Annotated in this window: 17 protein-coding genes; 9 read left to right on the forward strand and 8 right to left on the reverse strand. The window is 37.4% G+C overall.

The genetic code is table 11. The annotated features are described in order from the left end of the window. Window positions 1–334: 334 nt before the first annotated feature. From FC30_RS05015 to FC30_RS05050, 8 genes are all read left to right on the forward strand, one after another. On the forward strand, window positions 335–1,267 hold the full coding sequence (locus FC30_RS05015; protein ID WP_010690219.1) for a glycosyltransferase family 2 protein: 933 nt from the start codon (window positions 335–337) through the stop codon (window positions 1,265–1,267). 143 nt (window positions 1,268–1,410) lie between these two features. Continuing rightward, window positions 1,411–1,791 (forward strand): GtrA family protein, encoded by a 381-nt coding sequence (locus FC30_RS05020; RefSeq protein ID WP_010690220.1) that lies wholly within the window; start codon window positions 1,411–1,413, stop codon window positions 1,789–1,791. A gap of 15 nt (window positions 1,792–1,806) precedes the next feature. Then, window positions 1,807–2,961 carry a hypothetical protein gene (locus FC30_RS05025; RefSeq protein ID WP_010690221.1) on the forward strand — a complete coding sequence of 385 codons (1,155 nt, stop codon included), beginning with the start codon at window positions 1,807–1,809 and terminating at the stop codon, window positions 2,959–2,961. A 142-nt stretch (window positions 2,962–3,103) separates the two neighbouring features. Then, the gene (glf, locus tag FC30_RS05030) at window positions 3,104–4,219 is read left to right on the forward strand and encodes a UDP-galactopyranose mutase (RefSeq protein WP_010690222.1); all 1,116 of its coding nucleotides are present in this window, start codon (window positions 3,104–3,106) and stop codon (window positions 4,217–4,219) included. A 2-nt stretch (window positions 4,220–4,221) separates the two neighbouring features. Then, entirely contained in the window at window positions 4,222–5,652 is a 1,431-nt protein-coding gene (locus FC30_RS05035) for a flippase (protein ID WP_010690223.1), read from the forward strand. A 130-nt stretch (window positions 5,653–5,782) separates the two neighbouring features. Beyond that, window positions 5,783–6,811, forward strand: a complete 1,029-nt coding sequence (locus FC30_RS05040) for a glycosyltransferase (RefSeq protein ID WP_010690224.1) — start codon at window positions 5,783–5,785, stop codon at window positions 6,809–6,811. Continuing rightward, window positions 6,804–7,844, forward strand: a complete 1,041-nt coding sequence (locus FC30_RS05045; RefSeq protein WP_056938485.1) for a sugar transferase — start codon at window positions 6,804–6,806, stop codon at window positions 7,842–7,844. Before FC30_RS05040 ends, FC30_RS05045 begins: the two co-directional genes overlap by 8 nt. Before the next feature lie 2 nt (window positions 7,845–7,846). Then, window positions 7,847–9,025: a hypothetical protein gene (locus FC30_RS05050; protein ID WP_010690225.1), complete on the forward strand. Its 1,179-nt coding sequence runs from the start codon at window positions 7,847–7,849 to the stop codon at window positions 9,023–9,025. Window positions 9,026–9,071: 46 nt separating this feature from the next. On the opposite strand, the gene FC30_RS05055 is transcribed toward FC30_RS05050, so the two are convergent. From FC30_RS05055 to FC30_RS05090, 8 genes are all read right to left on the reverse strand, one after another. Beyond that, window positions 9,072–10,109: a glycosyltransferase gene (locus FC30_RS05055; RefSeq protein WP_010690226.1), complete on the reverse strand. Its 1,038-nt coding sequence runs from the start codon at window positions 10,107–10,109 to the stop codon at window positions 9,072–9,074. Then, entirely contained in the window at window positions 10,106–11,104 is a 999-nt protein-coding gene (locus FC30_RS05060) for a glycosyltransferase family 2 protein (protein WP_056938486.1), read from the reverse strand. Before FC30_RS05060 ends, FC30_RS05055 begins: the two co-directional genes overlap by 4 nt. A 64-nt stretch (window positions 11,105–11,168) precedes the next feature. Then, on the reverse strand, window positions 11,169–11,822 hold the full coding sequence (locus FC30_RS05065) for a sugar transferase (protein ID WP_010690228.1): 654 nt from the start codon (window positions 11,820–11,822) through the stop codon (window positions 11,169–11,171). Between the two features lie 16 nt (window positions 11,823–11,838). Further along, window positions 11,839–12,648 (reverse strand): DUF4422 domain-containing protein, encoded by an 810-nt coding sequence (locus FC30_RS05070; RefSeq protein WP_010690229.1) that lies wholly within the window; start codon window positions 12,646–12,648, stop codon window positions 11,839–11,841. Window positions 12,649–12,771: 123 nt separating this feature from the next. Further along, entirely contained in the window at window positions 12,772–13,647 is an 876-nt protein-coding gene (locus FC30_RS05075; RefSeq protein ID WP_029507371.1) for a beta-1,6-N-acetylglucosaminyltransferase, read from the reverse strand. Window positions 13,648–13,753: 106 nt separating this feature from the next. Further along, entirely contained in the window at window positions 13,754–15,556 is a 1,803-nt protein-coding gene (locus FC30_RS05080; RefSeq protein ID WP_010690231.1) for a heavy metal translocating P-type ATPase, read from the reverse strand. Window positions 15,557–15,842: 286 nt separating this feature from the next. Next, on the reverse strand, window positions 15,843–16,706 hold the full coding sequence (locus tag FC30_RS05085) for a DegV family protein (protein ID WP_010690232.1): 864 nt from the start codon (window positions 16,704–16,706) through the stop codon (window positions 15,843–15,845). Between the two features lie 119 nt (window positions 16,707–16,825). Continuing rightward, complete coding sequence (locus FC30_RS05090; protein WP_010690233.1) at window positions 16,826–17,557, reverse strand: hypothetical protein; 732 nt, start codon at window positions 17,555–17,557, stop codon at window positions 16,826–16,828. 281 nt (window positions 17,558–17,838) lie between these two features. On the opposite strand from FC30_RS05090, the gene FC30_RS05095 reads away from it, so the two are divergent. After that, a partial coding sequence (locus FC30_RS05095; RefSeq protein WP_056938487.1) for a sigma-70 RNA polymerase sigma factor region 4 domain-containing protein occupies window positions 17,839–18,383 on the forward strand: 545 nt, incomplete at its 3' end.

Consider the following 18,383-nt stretch of genomic DNA (forward strand, 5'->3'; position numbering starts at 1 on the left):
GTAGTCGATTTGAAGTTATTTTTTGCAATGATTACCATCACTATATTTTTTAATGCACGAACTAGAAATAGTGAAGTGTTATATGCACTGAGTTATATATTGTTGCAATATATAATATCTTTAAGCGACTATTTCTTATGGAAGCGGATGTGTCGTAAAGTTGAGTGGGGAGGGAATCATGCTAAAATTATTTGATAATACGTTGATGGTACTCTCCTTGGAAAAATAACAAAATAATATTACAATGAAATATCATGTAGTACATTTTAAATTAGGTGTTTTACTAAGTGGTATTTAGTACTTAACGAAAAAAGTACGATAGAGGGAGAAAATAATGGCAAAAAAATTATCGATAATTGTACCCTGTTACTTTGAAGAAGAATCGGTACCGTTATTTTACGAAGCGGTCGAGAAAGTGAAAGATAAACTAGTAGACGTTGAATTAGAGTATTGGTTTGTAAATGACGGTTCAACGGATAATACTTTGAATGAAATGCAAAAATTACAAATTAAAGATCCAGAACATGTGCACTATGTTTCTTTTTCGCGCAATTTTGGTAAAGAAGCTGCGCTGTATTGTGGCTTGCGAGAGGCAACTGGTGACTATGTAACTGTAATGGATGTTGATCTACAAGATCCACCTGATATGTTACCAGAGATGCTAAATATAATCGAAACTACTGATTATGATTGTGTAGGTACTAGACGAGTAGATCGTTCGGGTGAGCCACCAATTCGATCATTTTTTGCACGGATGTTTTATAAATTGATCAATAAGATCTCTGATACTGAGATCATTGATGGTGCCCGGGATTTTCGTTTGATGACGCGTCAAATGGTCGATGCGATTCTTGAAATGAGCGAGTACAACCGCTTTTCGAAGGGGATCTTTAGCTGGGTCGGGTTCAAGACTAAATATTTAAATTACGAAAACCAAGAGCGTGTGGCTGGTAAAACTAGTTGGAATTTCTGGAGTTTATTTAAATATTCTATCGATGGTATAGTGAACTTTTCGCAATTTCCTTTAGATATTGCGGCTTTTGTAGGTTTCATTTCCTCAGTGATCTCAGGGCTAGGTATTTTATTTATCATTGCGCGTTATTTGATCCAAGGTGATCCAACTAGTGGTTGGGCCTCAACGATCTGTATCATGCTTTTTATCGGTGGGATCCAACTGTTTTGTTTAGGGATCGTGGGTAAGTACATTGGTAAGATCTTTACCGAAGTCAAAGATCGCCCGGTTTATATCATCAAAGAAAAGAAATAATACTAAAAGCCCCCAATTTTTGGGGGTTTTTAGTTGATATAGATTAGACTATTTAGAGCCGATAAAGTAAAATAACAGTATATAAATCACGTTAAGGACTGATAATTATCATTAACAAATTTAAAAATTTATTCGATGCCACAATGCTTAAATTTATCTTAGTAGGGATCGTCAATACGATTTTTGGAATGGGGATCATGTTTATTTTTTATAACTTTTTCCATTTCAGTTACTGGGTATCATCGGCCTCAAATTATATTTTTGGTAGTATTTTGAGTTACTTTTTGAACAAACATTTCACATTTCAAAATAAATCTAAGAGTTTGGCGACCGTGATCAAGTTCACTGTAAATATCACTGTGTGCTATTTGATCGCGTATGGTGTCGCTAAACCACTAGCCATGTGGGTATTTAGTGGATTTGATACACATGTGCAAAACAATGTAGCTATGTTGGCTGGATCAGTCTTTTTTGTAGGACTAAATTATCTAGGTCAAAGATTCTGGGCCTTTAAAGAAGAATAGTTAGGGGGCTGTCTGGTGCTTGAAAAATTAGCGTTAAACAAAAATAACCTGGGAAATCAGCTCTATATGTTCTGTTTCAGTCTATATCTGATCGTCAATTTTATGGCAGGAACGACACTTTCGCGGGCTCTAGGATTAGGTGCGATCGTTATTTTATTGCGGCTTTCACAATTGGCAGCATTCTTGGTTTTTTGTAAGATCATTATTTTTGATCGACACAAGTTCAATACGATCCTAGCGATCTTAGTTGGAGCGTGTTTTTTATTTATTGTTTGTAAGCAGGCACATGAATTAGATCCGTTTTTTATGTATTTATTTATCGTTGGCGCATATAGAATAGATTTTAAACAAATTTTAAATAAATATATTTTAGTTGTCCTATCAATGCTTTTGTTGGTTTATGCAGCAGCAGTTTTAGGGCTTGTTCCTAACAATATCATGTGGCGCGAAGGTGCAGGTGTAGTTAGAGCTGGGCTAGGGTTAGCGACGCCATCTGATCTAGCGGCGCATGTTTTCTATTTGATGCTTGCTTTTGCGCTGGTGCGGGATTTTATTTTTTCACGCCAAGAGATCGGGTTTATGGCTTTGATCGCAGTATTGATCTTTGCTATCACTAATAGTCGGTTGGATGCATTGCTAATGTTATTATTGCTTGTAACAATGTATTTTAGACGATATATTTTTAAGGCGGTAAAATATATTGGCTTTAAAGGGACAGCTCTACTAGTAGCATTGTATGCACTAAGTAATCTGTTATTGACTTATTTTTTTGATCCATACGATCCAGTTTTTGCTCGGCTAGATGCTTTGTTATCCCGTCGCTTATTGTTTGGAAATATGGCGTTTGAAAAGTATCCGATCCACTTGTTTGGGCAATATATCTATCAAAATGGTAACGGAGATCCGCGGGGCTTTGTAGTCTATTACTTTATCGATTCTGCCTATGTTCAAGCTTTGATGATGTTTGGAGTTATCTTTTTACTATTTATGCTTGGTTTACTAGCTTATCTGCTTTATCGGGCATTCAAAACACGATACTATGGATTGGCGATCGCAGTTTTATTGATAGCTTTGAGTATGGCAGTTAATCATCATTTCTGGCATGTGTCTTATAATGTCAGTTTACTAGCTTTATTAGCGGTTTTACCTCCAGCATTCGATACCGAATAAGACTGAATTTCTTAGCCTACTTTGTAAGAAAGTAGGCTAAGTTTTTATTCTGTGGTATAATGCAAAAGGAATTACCGTCATTGTGACGGCTTTTTGTTTAATTAGACGAGATAAATCAGATATCTTTGGAGGAGTACATATTATGTCTAAATATTTAGTTGTTGGTGCAGGACTTTTTGGGGCTGTCTTTGCCAATGAAGCGGCTAAGCGTGGCCATGAAGTTACAGTGATCGAAAAGCGTGACCACTTAGCGGGAAATATTTATACGAAAGAAGTCAATGGGATCCAAGTGCATCAATATGGCGCACATATTTTCCACACTTCAAATAAAAAAGTTTGGGATTACGTGAACCAATTTGCTGAATTTAACCGGTATACGAATACTCCGGTGGCAAACTATAACGGTGAGATCTACAACTTGCCTTTCAATATGAATACTTTCAACAAGCTTTGGGGAGTAGTCACACCTAAAGAAGCGCAAGCAAAGATCGATGAACAACGTGCTGTTTTGAATGGTAAGACACCAGAAAACTTAGAAGAACAAGCCATTTCATTGATCGGTACTGATATCTATGAAAAATTGATCAAGGGTTACACTGAAAAACAATGGGGGCGTAAGGCAACTGAATTACCAGCCTTTATCATTCGTCGCTTACCGGTGCGTTTGACTTACGATAATAACTATTTCAACGATGATTATCAAGGGATCCCGGTTGGCGGCTACACTCAGATCGTGGAAAAAATGTTAGATCATGATAACATCACCGTCAAAACAAATACCGATTTCTTTGATGATAAAGAACGATACTTGAGTGATTACGATAAAGTCTTATTCACTGGGATGATCGATCAATTCTTTGATTACAAACTAGGTGAATTAGAATATCGGAGTTTACGCTTTGAGACTGAAAACTTAGACGTTGATAACTACCAAGGGAATGCGGTCGTTAACTATACCGATGCCGAGACACCATATACGCGGATCATTGAACATAAGCACTTTGAATTTGGTAAAGGTGACAAGAATAAGACCGTCATAACCCGGGAATATCCTGCTGATTGGAAACGGGGCGATGAACCATACTATCCAGTCAACGATAAGAAGAACAATGCGCTTTATACTAAATACCAAGATCTAGCTAAACAAGAAGCGCAAAATGTGATCTTTGGTGGACGTTTAGGGCAATATCGTTATTACAACATGGATCAAGTGATCTCGGCAGCTTTGACCACAGTTAAGCAAGAATTTGGTGATTAAAAATGAAAGTTCTCCGCAACTATTTGTATAATGCGGGCTATCAAGTGTTAGCGATCATCGTACCGCTGCTCACAAGTCCCTATATCAGTCGGGTCTTACATGCGTCAGGTGTCGGCGATAATGCTTATACTAACTCGATCATTCAGTACTTTGTTATGTTTGCTGCTTTAGGTGTCGGCTATTACGGAAATCGTGAAATCGCATATGTGAGAGAAGATCGACAAAAAATGTCAGAAACTTTTTGGGAGATCCAGATCCTAAAAACTTTGACGACTTTAGTGGCATATTTAGCATTTGTGATCTTTTTACAGATCTATACAGAATACACCTGGTATTTATGGATCCAGTCGATCAATGTGCTTGCAGTCGCATTCGATATTTCGTGGCTCTTTATGGGGATCGAAGATTTTAAGCGAACAGTCATCAGAAACACGATCGTTAAATTAGCATCGATGATCATGATCTTTACGCTTGTACGTGATGCAAACGATGTAGCTTTGTATATCTTTATTATTGGTGCATCGACCTTCTTTGGAAATTTGATCTTATGGCCATATCTAAAAAAGATCTTGGTTCCAGTCAAATTTAAAGAGCTACATCCACTAAAGCATTTTAACCCAACAGTGTCGTTATTTATTCCGCAAGTTGCAACATCAGTTTATCTGCAATTGAATAAGACAATGTTAGGTGCAATGGTCGGTGCTGAGTATGCAGGATTTTATTTTAATGCCGATCAGATAGTTAAAATGGTTTTAACTTTGGCGACCTCACTAGGAACGGTAATGTTGCCACATATGGCTTCAGCGTTTGCTAAGGGAAAACATAAAGAAGTAAATAAGATGTTGTATACATCTTTTGACTTCATATCCTTATTATCCGTTGCGATGACCTTTGGACTAGCTGCAGTATCATTGCATTTGGGACCTTATTTCTATGGTCACGGTTTTGGCCCTGTGGGTAAGGCAATGTTGATCGAGGCTGCTGTTATTTTATTTATTGCCTGGAGCAATACTGTTGGTGCCCAGTACTTATTGCCGACTAATAAGGTCAAAGCATTTACGACATCAGTTGTTTTAGGTGCAGTCGTAAATATGATCGCTAACTTACCATTTATCTATTTATGGGGCTTAGAAGGTGCCATGTATGCGACTGTTATTTCTGAATTTGTAGTTACTGCATATCAAATTTGGTATATTCGTGATCTCGTGGATCTGAAGCAGATGTTTATCAATATCCCTAAGTATCTAATTGCAGGTATAGTAATGTTTGTTCCTGTATTTATGTTAGATAATTACCTAAAGACAAGTATTTTGACATTGGCAATAGAAGTTATTATTGGGATCTTGATCTATATTGTTATGATCATCGTGTTACGACCTACATCGCTTAATCAAATTACAACTATGATAAAGAGTAAAGTAAAAGGTAATTAAAAACATGGTAAGCTGCGGTAAAACACCAATTGCTTACCATGTTTTTTTATAAGATCACGGATGCTACATTTTAAGTGGTAAGTATAGTATAATTACGAAGTATTGAAGCTAGAGTAAAGGGGCTTTAAAAATGAAAAATTATGTATTGTTATGGCATGATAGTGCACGTGCCACGGGTGGTATCAAAGCCAAAGAAGATACTAATAATTTTTTTAGACAAGAAAATTATCAAGTTATAGATACTCCAACTGGAAAGATCGCAAAAGTTTTGTACGTTTTTTGTGTACTTCCTTTTATCTTCTTAAAAATTAGAAGCGGAAATGTTATCGTTCAATTTCCTTCAGGGAAAACATTTCTACAGAAAATGATGCTAGGTTGCATCAAATACCTTTCGGGTGCGAAACTGATCTTGATCGTTCATGATATCGAGGCATTACGTGCTAATGCTGGGGATGGTCATAGCCGTGAAAATGAGACCGAATTGAAATTATTGGGAATGGCTGATGGTTTAGTCTCTTTAAACGGTGTGATGACAGATTGGTTGCATGAGCATGGGATCAATGGCTTGATCACTAATTTAAATGTTTGGGATTATGATAATCCTAATCCGATAAATCCGATGCTACCATACACCGGAAGTATCTGTTTTGCTGGAAATTTAGATAAATCGACATTTCTAACTAAATATGATTTGAAACATAAGTTGCTAGTTTTTGGGCGTAAAACGACACCCGTGAATTTTCCAGGTAATATAGAATATGGTGGTGTCTTTAGTCCTGAAGAATTACCGAGCAAGTTAAAGGCGAATTTTGGCTTGATCTGGGATGGGGATGAATTAACAACTTGTTCGGGTAACTTTGGAAAATATTTACGGTATAATGCGCCGCATAAGACGTCGTTATATTTAAGTTCAGGTGTTCCCGTTATTGTTTGGAAAGAGGCAGCTATTGCTAAAGTTATTGAACATTATGGCTGTGGCTTGACTATTTCAAGTTTGAACGAACTAGACGATGTCTTAGACGATTTGACATCAGAGCAATATGAAAAATTATACAAAAACACAGTTCAAGTTGCTGATATGATGCGTCGAGGTGTATTCATGCAAACAGCGATAAATTCATTGATCAAAATGTTAGACGAAGGGAAAAAAGATGAATAAATATGTTTTAACGATCGGAGACCCAAATAAGAATAATGCTGGTCCTAAGGCTAAGGAAGATGTGCTATATTTTTTGAAAGATGAAGGCTTTCTACCACTGCCACTTAACCTTAAGTTAGATCCTGAAGATCGGAGCTTTGGAGCAAAATTACGCAAAGTATATGATGTTAAATTTAAGATACCGCATGTATTTAAGAAATTAAAAGCAGAAGTGATAGTTTTACAGTACCCGATCTATTCAACGTACTTGACGAATAATATCATTAAAGCAATCAGAAGTTATACTGATGCTAAGTTGTATTTAGTGATCCATGATGTTGAAACGTTAAGACTTTTTAAGGATGATCAGAATTTTTCCCAAAATGAGATCGAAGTGTTCAACAGTGTTGATGGGATCATTGACCATAATCGAAAAATGCATGCTTGGTTAGATGAACAAGGTGTAACGACACCATGTATAGACCTAGGTATATTTGATTACCATAATCCAACTGAATTACGTGAAGAATATGATTATGATCGCTCATTGGTTTTTGCCGGAAATTTAGCTAAGTCAAAATTTTTGACCAGTAAGGAGTTTGAAAAGCTAGCTTTCAAATTAGAACTTTTCGGACCTTCACCAGCTGAGAAATATGCGGAAAATATAAATTACCAGGGTGTTTATTCACCGGAGGAATTGCCAGAGCACTTAAAGCAAAATTTTGGCTTGGTTTGGGATGGTAATAGTATAGCTAAATGTGATGGAACCTTTGGTGAGTATACTAAGTACAATAACCCTCATAAGGCATCGCTTTATTTAAGCAGTGGCTTGCCGATCATAGTGTGGAAAAAAGCGGCATTAGCTGATTTTGTGATCGATAATAATGTTGGTTTTGCAGTTGATAGCTTGACTGAAATTGATGAGCGGCTTGAAAATATGCCACGTGAAGAATATTCAGTGATGAAGAAGAATGCTTTAGCGGTAGCACAAAAGATCCGTACTGGTGAGTTTATTAAAACAGCAATGACAAAGTTAGAAAAAGTAAAGGATTAAAAATGGAAAATATAGTTAATTATCGCGCAAAGATCCAGCAAAAGTTAACAACAAAATTTCCTGGGTTAAGTAACTGGTCATATTTAACGGCCTTAGCAATTTATATTTTAGCAATGTCTTTAAAAGGTACAATGCTGGTCAATTTTTTGATCACGGAGCGAGGGTTATTTTATCTTTCAGCTTTACCGGCAGCACTTGTTCTATTTAAAGTAACGTTTTTAGATAATTATGATTGGAAGGAATATATAATTTTTATCCTACTAGAGATCATTTTATTCGCAGTAGGTACTAGTGCAAATGAATTCCAAATATTTTATCTGATGTTCTTTATTGTAGGTGCTAAAAATATCAATATTGATCGAATATTAAAGGTGTTCTTATGGGTCAATTTATTTGTTATAGCTCTAGCATTCTTCTTCTCAACGGTGGGAAGCGTAAAAAATGTCATTATTACTAGAGGGGATTCTCCCGCTGTTAGATATGCCTTAGGGGCTGTTTATCCGACTGATCTGGCATCAAGGGTGTTCTTTATGATGATCGCATATGCAGCCTTGAAACGCTTTAAGCTTTCAATAGCGGAGTATGTATCGTATATTGCACTAACTCTTTTAACTTATATTGTCACAGATACGCGGATCGATCTAATGTTGATGTGTGTATTGATCGTTAGCATCGTTCTTTATGGACGTTTCGATGCATTATTCAAGCATGTAAATGTTTATGTATTGTCGTTATTGAGCACAGCTTATGCGTTTTGTATCATCTTACTAGGTTATCTTTATACACCTAGAATAGGTTTACTAGAAAAAATCAATGGTTTTTTATCAGGAAGATTATTTTTTGAAAAAGTCGCTTTTGAAAATTATAATGTACCTCTTTTAGGCCAATTTATCTACCAAAATGGCTTTGGTGGAGGTTTTAAAGTGCATGATTATTTCTATATAGATTCATCTTTTGTAAGAACACTGATGATGCATGGATTGATCGTTTTTGTACTCATGCTATTACTGATTTGTCTATTGTTTGCCAAATTTAAGAAATTAAATCTGAATTATTGGATAATTTGTTTGATTTTAGTAGTTTTGACTTCTGGAATCGATCAACATCTTTGGGATATTTCATATAATTTTGTTTTCTTAGCCTTGATGGCAAATTTAAATGTAGAAGATAAACTAAATTAAAAAATGGCGTTTCACTCGGTGATGCTGCGGGTGAAACGTCATTTTTTTAATTTACAAATTTTTTTAAAGTAGCTTCAAAGTTATCAAAATATTTTTTGGGATAAAATGCTTGGATACTCTGCTTGATGGCTTGTTCAGCCAATGGAGTATGTTCTAAGTGTTCCATTTGTTCAACTAATTTAGAGACATCGTGTAGCGGATAGCTAAAGCCATTGATGCCAGTTTTCAGTACATCATGATAGCCATTAAACTCACTACATATTACCGGTATACCATGGGCAATAGCTTCCAACATTATCATTGGTAGCCCTTCATAGGTTGATGTCATGAGTAGAGCTGTTGGCTTTTCTTTTATCTCATGCCAAAGCTCAGGGGTATATCCATGCCAAATTATACGTTGATCAACATTCAGTTCTCGAGCATACTCTTGACAACGCTTGACATCTTCTCCAGTACCAAAGATATCTAAGGTTGCACTAGCAGTCTTGGAGATAGCATGGATCATTTCTTTTAGATTTTTTTGTCCTTCAAAAATAACTCGACCAGCATAAAAGAATTTTGGTAGAGGTGAATTCGATGTAGGAATAGATGTTGCTATAGGGTCAATTGGATTGAAAATTAGACTTATTTTTTCGTCGGGTACGCCATAGCTCAATAATTGTTCTTTAATTGTAGAACTGATAGCCAGATGTCCATCAGCTAGTGGAACAGTAGTTTTAGCATTGAACATATCTTGATCATCAAGTGAAAAATGGATCCAAGATATTATTTTATACTTACGCTTGAAGATACTTCTTATTTTAGCGCCTAATTTTATCATCTTAGGGCTAAGTGAGATGAAGCAAGTATCCGCTGAAGCCAGTAAAAACTTTTTAGTGATTGTAAGTGGTTTGTTTATTTTGCCTGAACAAATACTGATCTGTATTCTAGGATCAAGTTTAGTTAAAAAGTTTTGTTGAGGTGGGGCATTAGTTAAGATGAGTTCGATCTTGTGATGTTCACAAAGTTGATTTAATACTTTAACTAAAACCGTTTCGGTACCACCAGTACCAGAGAGTTCCATGCATAAAAATTTTAATTTCATGAGTTATTTTCCTTTTGTTCATTTTGTTTGCTTCTAAGTTTAAATAGCAAGATCGCTAAAGAAGATAGATGTAATTTTAGGAATAACCCGGGAAGTAGATGAGGTGTCAGACATTGTTTTAGTGTGACCTGTTCAAGTGCTTTTTTAACTACTGGAGCAGTAATGACCTTATCTAATTCTGCTCTTTTTTGTTTATTAGAGGCAGGGTTACCTAGAGTATATATTAAGCGTACTGCGATAATATTAACTTGGATCAAAGTATAGCTTAAAAAACTTTGTTTAATTACTTGAGGTTGTGAGTCAATGAATTCTTCAGCAATATTTAGCGCATTTAGATAAGCTTGGATTTTTTTTGTATCAAAACTTCTAGTTGCGGATGGTGTATCGATCGTGTAGTGATATAAAACCAGTGCAGAAGTTGTGATCGACTCACAAGCAGCAGTATAACGAATCAGAAATTCACTGTCTTCAGACATAGTAAGCTCTTCATTGAAGTAGATATCATTATCGATCAACAAGGAACGCTTAAAGAATTTCCCCCAAACTGTCATATAGTTAGTAGGTTTTTCAAGCATTCGACACCGAACGTCTAAACTGTTGGATGATGGCAAAGTGAGATCGACAGTGTGTTTTCCGTGTTCAAAGCTAAAAATCTGTAGATCGGCCGGGTTCTTTTTGGCTTGGCTCAAAGCCTTAGGAAGAGCGGATCTGAGATAGTGATCATCAGCATCTAAGAATGCGATCATTTGTCCACGAGCATGTTTGATACCTGTGTTACGTGCGTGACCAACACCTTTTCCAGCGGTCAAAACACGTATTCGTTGATTCTGTAAAGCAAGTTGGTTAGCTAAGATCAAAGTATTATCTTTTGAACCATCGTCAATGATCAATACTTCATATGTTTGATCGATAATTGAATTTGTAACGCTCTCTACTGCTCGTTTTAAAGTTTTCTCTGAATTATATGCTGGGATTATAAATGAAATTAACGGCATAAACAACACATCCTTATAAAAATTTTTAAAAAAGGTGCATGCAAAAAGCATGCACCTTTAAGGATCAGTAGGCACTATTGGGTTTAAATAAAATCTTGATAGTCATAAAGAGGATCTTAATGTCAAACCAAATACTGCTTTTTTGAATATATTCTAAATCTAGTTGGACCATTTCATGAAAACCAACTGAATTTCTAACTGTAGCTTGCCAAAGACCAGAACAGCCTGGAACTACAAGGAGTCGTTGCATATCATAGTCAGTATATTCAGCAACTTCACTAGGTAACGGTGGACGAGGACCAACTAAGCTCATATCACCACGGACGACATTGAACAGTTGGGGCAATTCATCAATACTTGTCTTACGGATGAAATGGCCGATCTTTGTAATACGAGGATCATTTTTCATTTTAAACATGGGTCCGTCAACTTCATTTTGTTTCTTTAGTTCGGCTAAGCGTTTATCAGCATCAACATGCATTGAGCGAAATTTGAACATATCAAATTCACGTTGTCCTTTGCCGACACGCTTTTGTTTATAAAAAACAGGACCATTGTCTTCGAATTTTATCAAGAGTGCTACAACTAGGAAAAGTGGACTCAAAATGATCAAACCACAAAGACTAGCTATAAAATCAAAAATACGCTTGATTATGTGATAGGTTCTTTTTTTAGCAAGCTTATCTTGATCGATTATTATTTTTGATGATTGCTTCAATACCCTCACTCCAACATTAAAAACTATTTTCGTATCGCTGATGGAAGAATTTTGCTTTTAAGAAAGATGTTCCTTTTTTCCACCAGTTGACCCCTTCAACGTAAACAAGGGGTAATTCTTTGATTTGTGTAGGAGAAATATTTCCCCATTTGATTTGTTGTTGCAACCAAACATTAAAGATTATTTCACTAACTCGACCGTAAAATCTTTGCTGGAAGGCAGATAACTCAGTCGAACCCATTTTCTTTTCAAGCTCGAATAGGATATCAAATAGCCAAGTACAGTATTGATCCATCAAGTCTTTTTTCATGATAGCCATGTTAAACATGTAACCAGAGGTTTTGCCTAAAACTTCATCGTATGTAGCTAAGTAATCAGGATATTTTTCACTGATTATTTCGCGAGTGGCATCTAACTGGTTTGAATAGTGAGTGTGCTCATAATGTGAATACAATGTTTCAATATAGTAATGTCTTTTTTTAGGAAGTAAGACACTGTATTGATCTAACATTGGGAGCAATTCATTACTTTTGATGACCCAATTGAGCCGCTCTTTACCATGACGGTGTTTGGAACCAAAATGGCGACGGTAGTGGGCTAATCCAATGTAATCAGTGTCTAGATTTTTCCAAGCCCAATATAGGCCGGTCAATTCACTATAGCTATCATTTTTTTGAGAGATGTTTTCTCCCACATTATCTTTTTGGTAACCCAAGTCAATATCTGGATGTAATGCAGCACCTACATGCAATGGGAGATACATTTCAGCATTAGGCATTGCATACTTTTTGTGGGTTGCAACGACTATTTTAACTTTATTTTCCAAAAGGTTTCTCCTAATCTATAACTCATCATTAGTATTAAAGTAAAGATAATACTACCCATACTAATATAGCACAAATTGAAAAAAATTTCTTTAAAAATTACTAGTCATGTAGTCGGACAAAAGCTAGTTTTTATTAGCTTTATCGAGTATCTCGATCAAGTTATGTGAATACTCTTTTTCAAATTTCCGTGCAAAGAAATAATCGTTTGTCAAAATAGCATCCAAGTCATGCTCGTCTAGGATCGCTGGATAACTGTTATGTTGTTTTTCCCATTTAATATAGCGGTGATGATCATTAATGATCCGTTCACTATACTCTGGGGAGTTACATAGAATAGTTTGCATCCAAAATTCATCTGAGAAGCAACCAGTCTGCAGCATTTTTTGTAAATTAGGATGTGATTCGAGATATTCAACACAATAATTAGCTGCATCTCGGGGAAGATCGACCCAATTTGCACCGGCATAGATCTCAAGATCAATACCTAATTTTTTAAATTTATCAATTCTAAGTAAAGTTTGCCCTAAGAGTAGCGCACGGTGGTAAAATTTGCCAAAGAAAGTTCGGCGATTGATCTGATCATAGTTGAAGTAATATTTTTGCCACCAAATGATAGGTTCACCTGATTTTTTGACCTCGGAAGCTTTTTCGTAAGTCATATAGATCTTAGTGTCATTTTCAAATCGTTGATACAGATCATCGACATTTTGAGTGATCCAATCTTGACCAGATATCACATGAAGATATGAGATATCTGGGTCAGATAAAGCTAGTTTCATTAAACGAACAGTGGCTTCACCGATACTCCAGCTTCCCCAATTAACTGCTACTTCGGATATATATTGGATATTATGATCTGCTAGACTAGATAGCTCTGTTGCAGTGATATTCATTTTTTTATCAAAATGGATATATACTTTAAAAGAACGATTAAGTTTTAACGCTAATTTTTTTACTTGTGGAAAATTTTTGTGGGCAAGGATCAAAATAGCTTGCATAGTAAGTTTTTTTGCCAAAAAGGCAGTCCTTTCTTTTTTATTCATTATCTATCTTAGCCATATCTATATTAAAAAACAAGTTGTAGAAAAACTACAACTTGTTTGCTTATTTTTCATGGGAATAGCGAGCCCGTAAGCCCCAAAGGATCGAAACGGTGTCGATGACTTCTTGAAACATTGCGCCTACGATCGCGGGGATCCACCCGGTGCTGGCAACTAACATTAAGAAGACACAGATGAAGATCCCGATCAACACAGCTTGACGTGCAATGCGTAAAGTATCTTGGGCGATCTCAACTGCTTTAGCGACTTTTAGCAGGTCATCTTTTAAGATCACGACATCAGCTGATTCACTGGCTGCTGTAGCTCCATGCGCCCCCATAGCGATCCCGACATCAGCGACGGTCAATGAAGGAGCATCGTTGACCCCATCGCCGACCATGATGACAGGATGTTCACTTTCAGGCACTGTCTTTAAAGCCTGGATCTTTTCTTCAGGCAATAATTTTGCTCTGACATCATCGATCCCGACTTCTTTAGCGATCGTTTGGGCAATAACTTGTTGGTCACCAGTTAACATCATCAAGTGTTTAACTCCATGGTCGCGTAAAGATTGCATCGTTTGCGCAGCTTCGGGACGTAATTTATCGATAAAGGTGATCACTCCGATGTATTGGTCGTTTAAACTGATATAGACACAAGTTTGCGTCGTTTCAGCGATCTTGGCTGTTGGAGCCACAAATGAAGCCTTTCCGACTTTGACGGTCTGACCAGCGATCTGTGCAGTGACCCCGTTACCTGTAACTTCAGATAATTGCTGAACTTCTAATAACTTGACCTCATGTTTAACAGCATAATTGAGCAATGAGCGGGCTAGGATATGACCTGAAGATTGTTCGGCACTAGCTGCATAACCTAAAAGTTCTTCTTTGGTCGTACCGGACACGGGTTTTATCTGATCGACAAAGAGTCGACCGCTGGTGATCGTACCGGTCTTATCAAAGGCAGCTGTTTTGGCTGTGGCCATCTTTTCCAAGACGTTCCCAGTTTTGACCACGATCCCGTTACGTGACGAACGGCTCATCCCGGACACCAAAGCCACTGGAGCAGCTAAGATCAACGGGCAAGGTGAAGCTACGACCAAAACTTCGGCAAAGCGCACAGGATCTTTGGAAACAAACCAAGCGATCCCAGCGATCACAAAGGCGATTCCAGTAAATGGAACGGCATAGCGATCAGCCATCCGGACAAAATGAGCGGGTGTGCTGTCGGCTTGTTTGACTAATTGGATCAAGCGCTGATATTGACTATCTTTAGCGAGTTTATCAACTGTCATCGTTACTGCAGAATCACCATTGATCGAACCAGAATAGATAGTATCGCCGATATTTTTAGTGATCGGTCTAGATTCACCGGTCAAGCTCGATTCATCAAACATGCTACTGCCTTTGATGACATGGCCATCGACTGGGACGGTCTCACCCGGTTTAACGACCAATTGATCGCCGATATTAGCTTCATCGACTTTGATATCGACAAGTTTATCAGCCACGACTTTGTGAGCGGTCTGGGGTGAATTATCGAGTAAGGCTTTTAATTCGGTATGAGCCTTTTTAGAAGCATAGTCTTCGAGCGAATCGCCACCGACTAACATGATCAAAACGATCATTGCTGCCCAATATTGGCCGACAGCAAGTGTCGCAGCGACCGCAGTGATCGCTAGGAGATCGACACCATAGCTGCCTGAGCGTAATGTTTTGATCATTTCTTTTAACATGGATAAGGCGATCAAAGTTCCGGTGGTAGTAATGATGATCTGCGCGACTAAACTAAGGCCAAAGCCAAATTCTAAGATCGCTGAGACCACCGCGATCGCAATGATCAAGCCTAATTTTGTTGAATGTTTCATAATTAACATCCCCTCGTAAAAAATAATTTCAGTTCTACTTTACTTAAACCGTAACACCAAAAATAACTAAAGTAAATTAGAATCGTTCTAAATAATAATGGTTCTCAATTAGCGGGGATAAAACCTTGATTTAATGGGGTTTGTGTATTCAGGTAAAAAAAGTGTAATTGAAAAAGGTTATCAATTAGAAGGCTCGATGTATAAAAAGGCATAAAATGTATATTGATACAAAAAAAGTAGCCAGCCAATACATATGTATCGGCTGGCTACTTTTATCTATATGGTATTAAGCGTCAGTTTTTTCAGGCTTTTCTGCCAAAGTGATCACACCCACGGCATTCAAACCGGTATGCGTCATGATGATCGGACTGGTCAAACGAGCTAGATAACTGGCATCGCTATTTTCTGGTAAGATCGTTTCTTTGATCTTTTCCAAAAATTCAGGATCAGTCCCGACATTTGAAAGCGAAAGAGCTTGGATCGGATTATCTTTGTGTTGTTCTGCTAATTCTTTGCAATGCTTGATAAAAGTTTTACGACTGCGGCCTTTTGTGAAGACATCAAGGCTGTGTTCATTTAAGCGGACAATGATCTTCAAGTTGATCAATTTTGTCAAGGCCCCGGCAAAGCGACTCACACGCCCACCAGCAACCAAACAATCGAGATTATCGACTAACACATCAACTGTAGTCCGTGAATAGATATCAGCACAGTGTTCTTTGATCTCTGCGATGGTTTTGCCTTCACGGGCGTCTTTAGCAGCAGCTAGAACTTGGAAAGCTAGCCCACGGTCCGTTGATTTACTGTTGATCACGGTAACTTCAGCGTCTGACATGTCAGCAGCACTGAGCGCTGTTTCAAATGTCCCGCTCAAAACATCGGAAATCAAGATCGCTAAGACTTGGCTTCCGTCTTTGCCTAATTCATTGAAGGTGTCGATGAACCGTCCCATCGCTGGTTGACTTGTCTTAGGGATGTTACCCTTACGTAATTGTTCCACGAGTTCTTCACGGCTGATATCCTCACCATCGATGTAGTTCTTACCATTTACTTCCACTGATAGGGGGATGATCGTAATGTTATTTTCTTTTATTTCTTCAGGTGTCAATTGGACAGATGAATCCGTAACGATTTTGATCGGTTTTGTCATAGTATATTTAACTCCTTGGATCAAGCTCTATAATATTAATCATTTCCATTATATTATAACTTTTATGGCTTGTGAACCAATAAGAAATAGGATCCAAGTCTAGCAAAATCAACTGTTTTTTAGAGATGGTCGTATTTTTGCCTGAGATGATCTTTGATGAGTTTAGCTTCATTTTCCGTTGTGATCCCGTGTTCACGATAGATCAAGCTGATGATCATCAATAAGTAATCATCAAAGAGCGTGGCCAGTGAAAATGTACGCTCGAGTTGTTCATCTAAATAATAGAGAGGTGTAGTCTTAGTAGTCAGGTCAAAAGCACTACTTAGCTCATGGATGAGTTGGCGCAGGCGATAATAGATGGTAGCAGTTGTTTTCAAGTTGCAAAGATAGGTCTTTTTATTGATAGGCAAGATAAAACGAGTCTTAGGATCGTGGTCAAAGATAATAGCGATGTGGGTCGGATCGACAAAATAGTTGTAATCGACGTGATCGAGTCTGAGCCAGCTAGTTGGATGGCGAGTGTAGCCACTTAGCGGGACGAGTAAGATCTTTCCCCAAACGTAAGGCAGACAAGGGGGCTTTTTAGCAAGGGGGCTGATAAGGCAACGGGCCAGTAAAAGCCCAACCGGTTGGCGTTTGATAAATTGATTGACTAGACGGGTGGATTCCTTGTCACTGATGATGACTCCGCGTTTGGCGTCTAAGATCAAGGAGCGACAATTTTTGAGCCCAAGATCATGACAATCCCAGAGCAAAAGCGAGGTCTGCGTATCTAAAGTTGCATCAGCATCAAAATATCCTTGACGATAGAGCGCATGTACGCCATTTAGGTCTAGAAAGACGGTTTCCATAAAAATTCTCCTCCTAAAAATTAAGTGAATTTACACAAAATTCAAGTTATTTCAATACTTCAAAATTATTTGGAAGTATCTTTCAAACTATAAAAAATTCATTTGTGCTATAGTAGCTGATGAATAGTTTGGACTCCAGCATAACAGGCTTTATGCGGAGTAAAAAAGCTACATGCAGGATTTTGTTGTTGAGATGCAGGTTTTGTTTGATATGATCTGGTCGTATGCTAAAAACAGTTTAGGGCCCTAGACCAAACTTTTAAGCAAGGGAAGTCTAGTTGATGTATGAAACAGGATTTGCATATTTGTTGCAAGCAGAACATGAGAAAGTTATCTATGGTGTATTGAAGCGTTTGAATGTATCCCGTCAAAGTCCCGATTATGAGGATCTAGTAGTCGAGGGGCAGATCGCTTTTGCTCAGGCTTATTGTGCTTATTGCCAAACACATGACAGTGTTACAGAGGAAGCAGTGATGCCTTACCTCTATCAGAAGGTCAAGTGGCGTCTGTTAGACCTATTGCGCAAGCAGACGCGGACCAAGCAAAGAGAATGTGGGTTACCAGAGAATGCTGATGAACTATGGATGACTGTGAATTGTCAAAATGATGACGTTATTATAAGAGATTTATTGGAAAGGCTATGGAACTTATGTACACCAAAAGAACGTAAATTTTTAGAAATACAGCTGTATTCTAACTTAAATTTAGTAAAAAAAGCCAAAATGTTGGAAATTAGTCGAAAAACGGTGTATAAGTATAAACAGGATATTTTACCTGAATTGTCAAATCAAGTTAGAAAAAACTACATGCTCATTTGTAATGTACT

The sequence above is a fragment of the Ligilactobacillus animalis KCTC 3501 = DSM 20602 genome (assembly GCF_001434535.1).
Classification (GTDB): Bacteria; Bacillota; Bacilli; order Lactobacillales; family Lactobacillaceae; genus Ligilactobacillus; species Ligilactobacillus animalis.

Excerpts from the sequence above, each read along its gene's own strand:
- FC30_RS05015 (WP_010690219.1), top strand. The coding sequence starts at position 335 with ATGGCAAAAAAATTATCGATAATTGTACCCTGTTACTTTGAAGAAGAA.
- FC30_RS05020 (WP_010690220.1), top strand. The coding sequence starts at position 1,411 with ATGCTTAAATTTATCTTAGTAGGGATCGTCAATACGATTTTTGGAATG.
- glf (WP_010690222.1), top strand. The coding sequence starts at position 3,104 with ATGTCTAAATATTTAGTTGTTGGTGCAGGACTTTTTGGGGCTGTCTTT.
- FC30_RS05035 (WP_010690223.1), top strand. The coding sequence starts at position 4,222 with ATGAAAGTTCTCCGCAACTATTTGTATAATGCGGGCTATCAAGTGTTA.
- FC30_RS05040 (WP_010690224.1), top strand. The coding sequence starts at position 5,783 with ATGAAAAATTATGTATTGTTATGGCATGATAGTGCACGTGCCACGGGT.
- FC30_RS05045 (WP_056938485.1), top strand. The coding sequence starts at position 6,804 with ATGAATAAATATGTTTTAACGATCGGAGACCCAAATAAGAATAATGCT.
- FC30_RS05050 (WP_010690225.1), top strand. The coding sequence starts at position 7,847 with ATGGAAAATATAGTTAATTATCGCGCAAAGATCCAGCAAAAGTTAACA.
- FC30_RS05055 (WP_010690226.1), bottom strand. The coding sequence starts at position 10,109 with ATGAAATTAAAATTTTTATGCATGGAACTCTCTGGTACTGGTGGTACC.
- FC30_RS05060 (WP_056938486.1), bottom strand. The coding sequence starts at position 11,104 with ATGCCGTTAATTTCATTTATAATCCCAGCATATAATTCAGAGAAAACT.
- FC30_RS05075 (WP_029507371.1), bottom strand. The coding sequence starts at position 13,647 with ATGCAAGCTATTTTGATCCTTGCCCACAAAAATTTTCCACAAGTAAAA.
- FC30_RS05080 (WP_010690231.1), bottom strand. The coding sequence starts at position 15,556 with ATGAAACATTCAACAAAATTAGGCTTGATCATTGCGATCGCGGTGGTC.
- FC30_RS05085 (WP_010690232.1), bottom strand. The coding sequence starts at position 16,706 with ATGACAAAACCGATCAAAATCGTTACGGATTCATCTGTCCAATTGACA.
- FC30_RS05090 (WP_010690233.1), bottom strand. The coding sequence starts at position 17,557 with ATGGAAACCGTCTTTCTAGACCTAAATGGCGTACATGCGCTCTATCGT.